This is a genomic window from Microcystis sp. M079S1 (assembly GCF_020246425.1).
GTDB classification, from domain to species: Bacteria; Cyanobacteriota; Cyanobacteriia; order Cyanobacteriales; family Microcystaceae; genus Microcystis; species Microcystis aeruginosa.
The window spans coordinates 1-10,250 of the sequence record NZ_JADBSZ010000323.1; the positions used below are offsets into that span (position 1 = coordinate 1).

The window sequence follows — 10,250 nt, forward strand, 5'->3', positions numbered from 1 at the left end:
GAAGCCACTACTCTCAATAATATTGGTCTTGTCTATGATGATTTAGGGGAGAAACAGAAGGCATTAGACTATTACCAACAGGCATTACCCTTAAGGCGGGCGGTGGGAGATCGCGGGGGGGAAGCCACTACTCTCAATAATATTGGTCTTGTCTATGATGATTTAGGGGAGAAACAGAAGGCATTAGACTATTACCAACAGGCATTACCCTTAAGGCGGGCGGTGGGAGATCGCGGGGGGGAAGCAGTAACCTTAGACAATATTGGTTACTTACTGCAACAACAAAACCAACCCCAACTAGGGATTATCTTCTACAAACAATCGGTTAACGTCTATGAAACTCTCAGAGGCGATATTAAAGGACTCCCCAAAGAATTGCAACAAACCTACACCGAAACTGTTGCCAATACTTACCGCCGTTTAGCTGACTTGCTGCTGCAACAAGACCGCATTCTGGAAGCGCAACGGGTGTTAGATTTGTTGAAAGTACAGGAATTAGACGATTATTTGCGGGGAGTGCGCGGTAACACAAATACAGAACAGGGAGTTCCCAAACTACCGCCAGAACAAAAAATAGACGAGGGAATTGAGGCAATTGTTAATAAAGCAGTAGAAATTGGCCAAGAAATCAGCCGACTGCAAGAACGACAAAAACTCAACGGCAAACTAACTCCCTCAGAAGAACAACGCCTCCTCCAACTCTGGAAACAACAGGAACAAATTGTCGCTGAGTTTAATAAATTTATCGAAAGTCCAGAAGTTTTAGCCTTAATTAACCAACTCAAACCCCAAACCCGTTCCGCCGATCTCCTGAATAATTTAGACAATTTAATTGGCTTATCTGATAATCTCAAAAAACTCCAACAAAATGCCGTCCTTATCTACCCAATTATCTTTGATGACCGCTTAGAAATCATCCTCACCACTGCTGATTCTACTCCCGTCCGCCACACCGTAAAAGTCAGCAAAAAAGAACTAAACGAAACTATTCGCGCTTTCCGGGAAGCCTTACAAAATCCTAGTCTGGATGCCAAAAAGCCAGCCCAACAGCTTTATGAATGGCTGATTAAACCCCTAGAAAATAACCTAAAAACTGCCGATGCAAAAACGATTATTTATGCTCCTGACGGACAACTGCGCTACATTCCTCTGGCGGCTTTATACGACGGCAAACAGTGGTTAATTGAACGCTACCTGGTTAATAATATCACGGCAGCATCTCTGACTGATTTTAATACCAAACCCGAACCGAAAATGCAAATTTTAGCGGCGGCTTTTGTCAAGGGCAGCTATCAGTTTCGACATGAAGGACAAGACTTCAAATTTAATGGGTTGCCTTTTGCGGGTATAGAGGTAGATAAATTAGCACAGACCGTTTCTCCTACTACTAAATACTTCGATAAAGACTTCAATCAAACAATTATTCCCCTACTGGATAGCTATACTGTCGTCCATTTTGCCACCCATGCAGCCTTTGTGGTGGGAACTCCAGAACAGTCTTTTGTTCTTTTTGGAGATGGGACAGTTGTGACTCTACAAACAATGAAAAACTGGCGGTTTAAAAATATTGATTTAATTGTTTTGAGTGCTTGCGAGACAGGTTTAGGGGGTAATTACGGCACAGGAATCGAAATTTTAGGGTTAGGATATCGACTACAAACCGCAGGCGCAAGGGCAGTTATTGCCTCTTTATGGAGTGTTGATGATGGCGGTACACAAGCTTTGATGAATGCTTTTTATGCTGCTTTGAGGACAGGTAAATTGAGTAAAGCAGCGGCATTACAACAGGCACAAATTGCCTTGATTACCAGTAATAACCCAACCAATGAGCAGCGGCGTGGTAGTATTAGAATAGAACCTATTGAAGGAGTGCCATCGGACGTAGCAAATCGCCTCAGCCATCCCCGTTACTGGGCGCCTTTTATTCTCATTGGCAATGGATTATAATCAGTTATCAGTTATCAGTTATCAGTTATCAGTTATCAGTTGTTAGTTGTTAGTTGTTAGTTATCAGATAAATCTTTAAAATCCTGCTCAAAAATGCTATGATCAGTTTGTAGTTGCGCTTTAGTACCCCACTCTCAAGAACAATTCTCAATCATGACAGTCCAAGATATTACAATTGCCAAAATTCGTCAACTTCCAGAGTCATTAGTTGAAGAAGTGAATGACTTTATTGATTTCCTTACCTTAAAGTACAATCAGCAGTTTTCTGATTTCGTAGAAATCGCAGAATCTGATTTTTCAGATTATTTGTCAAATCTAGAAGATTATGAGGAAAAATTAGCTCGTGGCGAAATCAAATGGTAGCGTTATTCGTGGTGATGTGGTTTTGTGCGACCTCAACCCCGTCATTAGCACAGAACAGTCAGGAATTAGACCTGTAATCATCATACAAATTGATCGAGCTAATTTAGAAACAGCGTTAAGAACAATTCTAGGTTTACTTTAAGAAAATCACTATTTTAAGTATTCTAAGCCTATGTCTAATTCATCTCTAGAACAAGACCTAAAAACTTATCAAGATTTGATCGCCATTCTCCAAGAGCATCCTACACCAACAGAAGCCGAAATTCTTAATATTTTACTAGCCCGCGATCGCATTCAAACTAAGCTAACAGAAACCTATTTAATTACTGATAATATCCTAAATATTCTCCAAGAATTAGACAACATTCTTAGGAAAAAACAAGCCACAATCGCCCCAACAATCGCCAAATTACGTCCCGATTTTAATCCCGATACTAAAAATTGGTGGTGGCTACTTGAAGTCCCTAAAATTGATTCTCCTTGGCATAAATACGATTTATTGGCAAATGGAGCTTCTGTTACTTTCTTGACAATTTCTTTAGGATTAATTGGTGAAATTGGCTCTCGGTTTCTTTCAGGGGGAAGCGATATTTTGGGAGGTGTTTTAGTCAGTTTTCAAAGTATATTAACCTTACTTGCCGCAGGAGGAATCTTAACTAAAACTGGACAAGAAACTGGAAAAAACTTACTGACACGCTTTGGGATTCAAGAACAATACTGGCAGGAAATTGGCGCTGGTTTATCTTTTTTATTAATTCTGAGTATTTGGGGATTAAGACTCTCTTTACCAACTGTAGCCACCTGGTATAATCATTGGGGTTGGAGTCATTATAAAAAGGGAGATTTGAGCAGTGCAGAAGAAGATTATCAACGAGCCTTGTCTTTAAATCCAGATGACGCTGAGGCACATTTTAACTTAGGATTACTCTACGAAGAATTACAGGATTTTGATTTAGCTAGAAAAGAATATATACTAGCTATACAAGGAGGAGAAATAACTACCGCTATTAATAATCTAGCTCGATTACATATTCTCCATAAAAACTATCCTGCTGCTGTTCACCTTTTACTTAAAGCCCAATCTGGGCCAAAATTAGATCAAGAAACCCAATTTGCTATCTGGAAAAATTTAGGTTGGGCAAGGCTAAAACAAGGAGATATTCCAGGGGCAGAAACAGCTTTATCAGAAGCGATTAAATTAGATAAAAATAGTGCTGCCCCTCATTGTTTACTAGCGCAGGTAAGAGAAGCCCAAAATAACCAAACAGAGGCCTTAAAAGAATGGGAAACCTGTAATCAATACGCTAACAGCTTAAATCCTGACGAAGATAGCTGGAGAATACAAGCACAACAATGTCTAGCAAACCGGGAGAAACAAAAATGCTCACCAAAACCCAACTCATCCTATTAGGATTAAGCACAGGAATGCTGACCCTATTTTTAGAAAGTGCTAAAGGGATAGCCTTGCCTGCTAGAATTGAATCAACAACTGGTATCGTCAAGCTAAAAAGACAAAATTGGACTGAATTTAAACCCGTTTCTATTAATACAGAATTAAACAAAGGCGATCAAATTTTTCCTCTTCAGGGTGTTAGGGTGACAGTATTATGTCCCGATTTACAACAACGCCCAGTTAGTTCAGGTGTACCCTCTGGACTAAAGACAATTTGCCCCATCTGGGAAGCGTTAAAAGCCAAAAATCCCCCACCCCCGGGTTCTTTAGGGGGAACAAATGCACTCATTCCCTATCTCATTTCACCCCGTCACACCCTGATACTAACAGATACCCCCATTTTGCGCTGGAATGAAGTTTCCCAAACGAGATATTACACAATAAAAGTTATGGATTCACAGGGGATTATCTGGGAAAAGCAAGTTTCTCAAACCCAAATTTCCTATCCCGGAACACCAGTTTTTCGGCCCGGTATTCCTTATTCTGTGACAATTCAAACCGATGGGGGACAGTCTTCCGAGCAAGATAAAGCTTCTAAAATAGAATTCATCAGGTTACATTCCTCAGAAGTTGCAACTATACAGGCCGAAGTTAATAAAATAGAACAATTAAATATAAATAAGCAAACTAAAGCATTAATATTAGCCGATTTTTATGGAACTTATACCCTACCAACTTCAACTTTTAATAACTATGTTTTATCTTCCCAATCCCTAGCAACTTATCATCTTACCAGTGAAGCAATTGCTATTCTAGAAACTACCATCAAACAGGGTCAAAATTCAGCCATCATCGAGAGAAACTTAGCTGATTTGTACTGGCAAATTGGCCTGGCTAATCTAGCTACCAATCATTATCTTAAAGCGATAGAATTAGCTCAGATACCAGAACAATTAGAAGAAAAAACCTTGGCTCAATTTGGGTTAGGAGAAGTTTATGCCGCTTTAGGAGATAATAATCAAGCCAAGATTTGGTATAGTAAAGCCAGAGAAGGTTATCTAGCTTTAGGCGATTCTGCAAGGGCTAACTTTGTGATTCAATTAATAGAAAGCTTGCCTTAAGTTAAAAAAAGAGTAGTCTAGCTGTTGCGGGTTTTGTCTTGGGCCAACTTCTCGGGTTGTTGCCCCAAGTCGGGGTATCCAAGAAGACTGGCACCCCAGGAGCATCAGCTAACAGAGCTTGTAAGTAGGTAGGCGTTAAAAATTATCAGATGCCCCCCTTATTAAGCTATCCTTTAGTCACATCTTTCTTAACATTTCAAACCTTTGTAGCACAAGGCTTTCAAGACTCGGTTAACAATTTGTAATATTCCTTGTTGACACCCTTACTGACAAAGAAAAAACTGAAATCAAGTCAGGATAAGGGTTGGAGTGCTTACTGCAAAAATTGTTAAGAAAGATCCCTATAAGGGATAGCTTATTAAGGGGGGCAGGGGGGATCGGCACCCCCCTTATCAAGGGGGGCAGGGGGGATCGAACCTAAAATCCATTTTTAATTTAATTATAACCAGCTACTTAGCAGCTTGTTATCGCCCTTCCAGAAGTTCAGGAAGAGCGATAACCCGAAACTCTCAACCACGGACAAAACCCTTTCAAGTCGATCAATGGCTAGGTGGGGTGAAGACAATCAAACCCGACAGCAACCCCGAAAATCGTGTCAGAATAGATCATTGTAGTCACTGATTATCTTTGAGAAAAATATTTATATGTTAAGACGGGACAGCTACGATTTAATCATTGTCGGGGGCGGTATAGTCGGAACCACCCTAGCGGTGGCTTTAAAAAATACAGGATTAAATATCGCTATGATCGAGGAACGTCCCCTAGAGGTGGCCGCCTCCCGTCGTCAAGCTTATGCCCTCTCCTTGATGTCCAGCCGGATTTTTACAGGCTTGGGTATCTGGGATAAAATCTCGCCCAGTATCGGTAAATTTCGTCATATTCGCCTTTCTGATGCCGATTACCCGATTTTTGTCCCCTTTGTGGTCGATGAGCTAAAAACCGATTATTTAGGCTATGTGGGCGAACATCAAGTGATTTTAACGGCCCTGCACAAGGCCAGCCAAGATTGCGATCGCATTGAGTGGTTATCCCCTGCTAAAGTGTTAGAAGTGGAGTACGGAGGAGAAATAGCCACTGTCACCCTGGAAGAAGCCGGTCAAACCCGAAAAATCACCGCAAAATTAGTTATCGGGGCTGATGGAGCCAGATCCGCTATCCGGCAAGGGGCGCAAATTAAAACCAAAGGTTGGAAATATTGGCAATCCTGTGTCGCTTTCACCATTAAACATCAACTCGATCGCAACGATACCGCCTTTGAAAGATTTTGGCCCACCGGTCCCATGGGCATTTTACCGCTCCAGGGTAATCGCTGTCAGATCGTTTGGACAAATCCCCATGGGGAAGCGAAAAAACTGCAAGAAATGCCCGAAGCGGAATTTATCGACAAATTAGAAGCATATACGGGGGGATTACTGGGAAAAATAGCATTAGTTAGCCCCCGCGCTCTCTTTCCCGTACAGTTAATGCAGAGTGATACCTATGTTAAACCCCGACTGGCTTTAATTGGTGATGCCGCTCACTGTTGTCATCCCGTCGGTGGTCAAGGTTTAAATTTAGGCATTCGCGACGCAGCCGCTTTAGCGCAGGTATTAAAGGAAGCAGTGGAAAAGCAAGGGGATATAGGAGCGCTTTCTACCCTAAAATCCTACGAAAAATGGCGTAGATCGGAGAATTTAGCGATTTTAGGCTTCACGGATTTTCTAGATCGCCTGTTCTCCAATAACTGGCCGCCTATCGTTGTCATCCGTCGTCTCGGATTGGCAATTATGCGCGGTTTCCCCCCGTTGAAATTGTTTGCCCTGCAATTAATGACGGGACTAAAAGGACGTATTCCCCAATTAGCTAGGACTTGCTGAATAAATCTAAAAACCTTATTGGCTAAGACCTTTAGACTTTTTGTCAATCAAAAAGTACCAGATATGGGAGTGATCGGGGGGAAATTTAGGCACTTTTTCCCTGAAAATTAGGTAATTGGCCACGGCGGTTCGACAAGCTCACCGTCCACTCGACTGAGCTTCGCCGAACGTCCTCAAAACTGGTAAAACTCTACACCCTACACCCCACACCCCACACCCCACACCCCACACCCTGTCCCCACGAACAACTTTTTCAGCAAACCCTAGCTAGATAGCTGGCCGCTAATTCCGGGGATGGGGGAGAAAGGAAGAAAAAAAAAGCTTGCAAAATGCGGCGATTATCGCTATGATGGTTAAGGTTCAATATCGGGGCGTAGCGCAGCTTGGTAGCGCACTACTTTGGGGTAGTAGGGGTCGTGGGTTCGAATCCCGCCGCTCCGATTGCAGGAAAACAGAGAGTTAGGTAGGGATGCACCCAATCTCTACCTTGTCCTGTTTACTCGAAATTTTCTTAATTGATCAGCGTTTCTGATCAAGTTAGTTCACCATTAGGATCACTGCTGTAGTAGAAAATGTCTAATCAAATATCAGCTTACGGTTCCTGGAAATCACCGATTACCTCCGATCTAATTGTGGCAGCATCGATTAGTCTTGGCGGTGTAACTCTAGACGGAGAAGATATTTATTGGTTAGAAGGCAGACCACAGGAAAAGGGGCGAAATGTTTTAGTTAAATTAAACCCCGACGGCACAACTACAGACATCACTCCAGGGCCTTTTAATGTGCGAACTCGTGTCCATGAATACGGGGGAGGTTCCTGTCTAATTGTTGCCGGAACTATCTATTTTTGTAATTTTGCTGACCAAAGAATTTATCGCCAAACTGCTGATAGTTTACCCCAACCTCTAACACCAGAAAATTCCTGTCGTTATGCGGATTTAATTCTCGATGAATTTCGCAATCGTTTAATCTGTATTTGTGAAGATCATAGCCAAAAAGATCGGGAACCAGTTAATAGTATTGTCAGCATCGATGTGGATACGGGAGAAATAAAAACTTTAGTATCTGGCGATGATTTTTATACCTCTCCTCGCTTAAGTGCCGATGGTTCTCGATTAGCTTGGATTAGTTGGAATCATCCTAATATGCCCTGGGATAGTTCTTTTCTCTGGGTGGCGGATATTAATAATCTTTATTTGACTAATATTCGGGTTGTTGCTGGTGGTGAAAATGAGTCAGTGTGTGAACCGCGCTGGTCCGCCGATGAACAGTTATATTTTACTAGCGATCGCAATAATTTCTGGAACTTTTATTGCTTTAACCACGATGAACAAATCGAACCAGTTATCGAACCAATTGATGCTGAATTTGCCTATCCTCATTGGGTTTTTGGTTTATCTAACTACGGTTTTGACCGGGAATCAAAGATTATTTGTAGCTATACAAAAGATGGTCGTTGGCATTTAGGGAGTATCGATACTCTTAATCGAGAATTTCAAGAAATTATCACTGCTGATACTAACATTTCTTCCCTACAAGTTAGGGAGAACAAAATAGTTTTTATCGGCGGTTCTTTCAGGGAAGTAACGGCGGTTGTCTCAATGGATTTAGCCACAGGAACGAGAGAAATTCTCAAATCTTCCAGTAATTTAACTATTTCTAGCGATTATTTCTCGATTCCGGAAATGCTCGCTTTTCCCACCAGTCAGGGACTAACGGCCTATGCTTGGTATTATCCGCCCAAAAACCCCGATTATACCGCCCCCAATGGCGAATTACCGCCCCTTTTAGTCAAAAGTCACGGTGGACCGACGGCTGCGGCGAACTCTAGTTTAAGTCTGCGGGTGCAATACTGGACCAGTCGCGGTTTTGGCTATCTAGATGTCAATTATGGCGGTAGTACGGGTTATGGTCGTCAATATCGTCAGCGTTTGCAGGGAAATTGGGGAATTGTCGATGTGGAAGACTGCATCAACGGGGCAAAATATTTGGTTAATCAGGGATTAGTCGATGGGGAAAGATTGGCAATTTCCGGAGGCAGCGCCGGTGGTTATACAACTTTAGCGGCCTTAACTTTTCATGATACTTTTAAAGCAGGAGCTAGTTATTACGGAGTTAGTGATTTAGAGGTTTTAGCCAACGATACCCATAAATTCGAGTCGAGATATTTAGATAAATTGGTGGGACTTTATCCTCAAGAAAAGGAAATTTACTATCAGCGATCGCCTATTCATTTTACCGCTCAGTTATCCTGTCCGGTAATCTTTTTCCAAGGTTTAGAAGACCGAGTGGTTCCACCCAATCAAGCGGAAATGATGGTAGAAGCTTTAAAAGCGAAAGGTTTACCCGTCGCTTACGTTCCCTTTGCGGGAGAACAACACGGATTTCGTCAAGCTGAATCGATAAAACGAGCATTAGATGCAGAATTTTATTTTTATTCCCGTCTCTTTGGTTTTACTCCTGCTGATAATTTAGAACCCGTAGAAATTAAGTAGGGTTTGCTGAAAAAGTGTATTGGTGGGGTCAGGAGTCAGTAGCCGGTCGTTTCAGGCTTTGTTGCCCTCTTTTTTGTACCAGTTTATGTACTAAAAGAAGGATAATGCCAGGTTTTTGAAGGTCTTAATCCTATTTTCGCAGCACTAACATCGGATTTTAACAGGTCAAAAGCCTTATTTTAAAAGGGTTTTACCATTGTTCAGCAGGCCCTGCTTGTGGTGCTTGGCTGGCTTTTGGGCCTGGGAGGAGTCTCTATTTAAGGAGTAAAGTTCATAATTGATGGTTATTATTTCGAGTTAAGAAATCTAGAAAATCTTTTGCCTTGACGATCTGAATATTTTGATATTCAACCAGTGAGAGAAGATGTTTGTCTCCCGTGATAATATGGGTAGCATTGCCAATGATCGCTCACTCTATGATCATATCGTCATCGCGATCGTCGGCAACGGCTCTAAGTGTTCCACCTATAGAAACAATGCTAGAAGCATCACAAATTTCCTCAATGTATTTTCTAACTCGTTCTTCAGGAAATTTGATTTTTAGTAGAAGTTTTTCAGATAATTCCCGTAAAATCTCTGGACAAGTGACCGATCGAATCAGTTTGCTTTGGGCTAGGGAAAAACAACTATTCGGGCTACCGCCTTTAGAAAGCGCAGCAGATATGAGAATATTTGTATCGAAGACAACAGTATAAATCACTACTTCTCGTGAACGATTTCATCGATAAATTCTTCTTTTTCCTCTTCCGTCATAGTATCCCAATCATAGCGGCGTTCTGCCGCGACGATTTTTGCCTGTTGGGGTCCGTAATCGTTTATAGCTTCCATATTCCCCCACTGACGGTGGATTAGGAATCTAAATAGGGTTTGCTGAATAAATCTAAAAACCTTGTTGGATAAGGCTTTTAGACTTTTTTGACCTCAAAAAGTGCCAACCATTGGAGGGATCGGGGGTAAAATTCAGGTACTTTTTCCCTGAAAATTAGGTAATTGACCCCCTCAAAATCGGTAAAACCCCACACCCTACACCCTACACCCCACACCCTGCCCCCACCAACAAACTTTTTCAGCAGAC

The 10,250-nt window shown here is 41.9% G+C and carries 9 protein-coding genes and 1 tRNA gene; 8 read left to right on the forward strand and 2 right to left on the reverse strand.

The genetic code is table 11. From position 1 onward, the window contains the following. The 8 genes from IM456_RS20830 to IM456_RS20865 form a co-directional block, all read left to right on the forward strand. Positions 1-1,947 (forward strand): CHAT domain-containing protein (locus IM456_RS20830; protein WP_287712804.1); only part of this gene is annotated, 1,947 nt, incomplete at its 5' end. 153 nt (positions 1,948-2,100) lie between these two features. Then, entirely contained in the window at positions 2,101-2,310 is a 210-nt protein-coding gene (locus tag IM456_RS20835) for a DUF2281 domain-containing protein (protein WP_002789196.1), read from the forward strand. Next, complete coding sequence (locus tag IM456_RS20840; RefSeq protein WP_253881092.1) at positions 2,291-2,452, forward strand: type II toxin-antitoxin system PemK/MazF family toxin; 162 nt, start codon at positions 2,291-2,293, stop codon at positions 2,450-2,452. Before IM456_RS20835 ends, IM456_RS20840 begins: the two co-directional genes overlap by 20 nt. 30 nt (positions 2,453-2,482) lie before the next feature. Then, positions 2,483-3,721, forward strand: a complete 1,239-nt coding sequence (locus tag IM456_RS20845; protein ID WP_287693428.1) for a tetratricopeptide repeat protein — start codon at positions 2,483-2,485, stop codon at positions 3,719-3,721. Next, positions 3,691-4,824, forward strand: coding sequence for a tetratricopeptide repeat protein (locus tag IM456_RS20850; RefSeq protein WP_287693426.1), 1,134 nt, complete (start codon positions 3,691-3,693; stop codon positions 4,822-4,824). Before IM456_RS20845 ends, IM456_RS20850 begins: the two co-directional genes overlap by 31 nt. 644 nt (positions 4,825-5,468) lie before the next feature. Further along, positions 5,469-6,680, forward strand: coding sequence for an FAD-dependent hydroxylase (locus IM456_RS20855; RefSeq protein ID WP_287693424.1), 1,212 nt, complete (start codon positions 5,469-5,471; stop codon positions 6,678-6,680). Positions 6,681-7,047: 367 nt separating this feature from the next. Continuing rightward, positions 7,048-7,121 (forward strand) — tRNA-Pro (locus IM456_RS20860). Between the two features lie 131 nt (positions 7,122-7,252). After that, on the forward strand, positions 7,253-9,175 hold the full coding sequence (locus IM456_RS20865) for a S9 family peptidase (RefSeq protein WP_287693421.1): 1,923 nt from the start codon (positions 7,253-7,255) through the stop codon (positions 9,173-9,175). 409 nt (positions 9,176-9,584) lie between these two features. Here IM456_RS20865 and IM456_RS20870 read toward each other — a convergent pair whose 3' ends face one another. Continuing rightward, positions 9,585-9,875: a putative toxin-antitoxin system toxin component, PIN family gene (locus tag IM456_RS20870; protein ID WP_253881090.1), complete on the reverse strand. Its 291-nt coding sequence runs from the start codon at positions 9,873-9,875 to the stop codon at positions 9,585-9,587. Continuing rightward, on the reverse strand, positions 9,875-10,003 hold the full coding sequence (locus IM456_RS20875; protein ID WP_287693416.1) for a hypothetical protein: 129 nt from the start codon (positions 10,001-10,003) through the stop codon (positions 9,875-9,877). Before IM456_RS20875 ends, IM456_RS20870 begins: the two co-directional genes overlap by 1 nt. Positions 10,004-10,250: the final 247 nt, after the last annotated feature.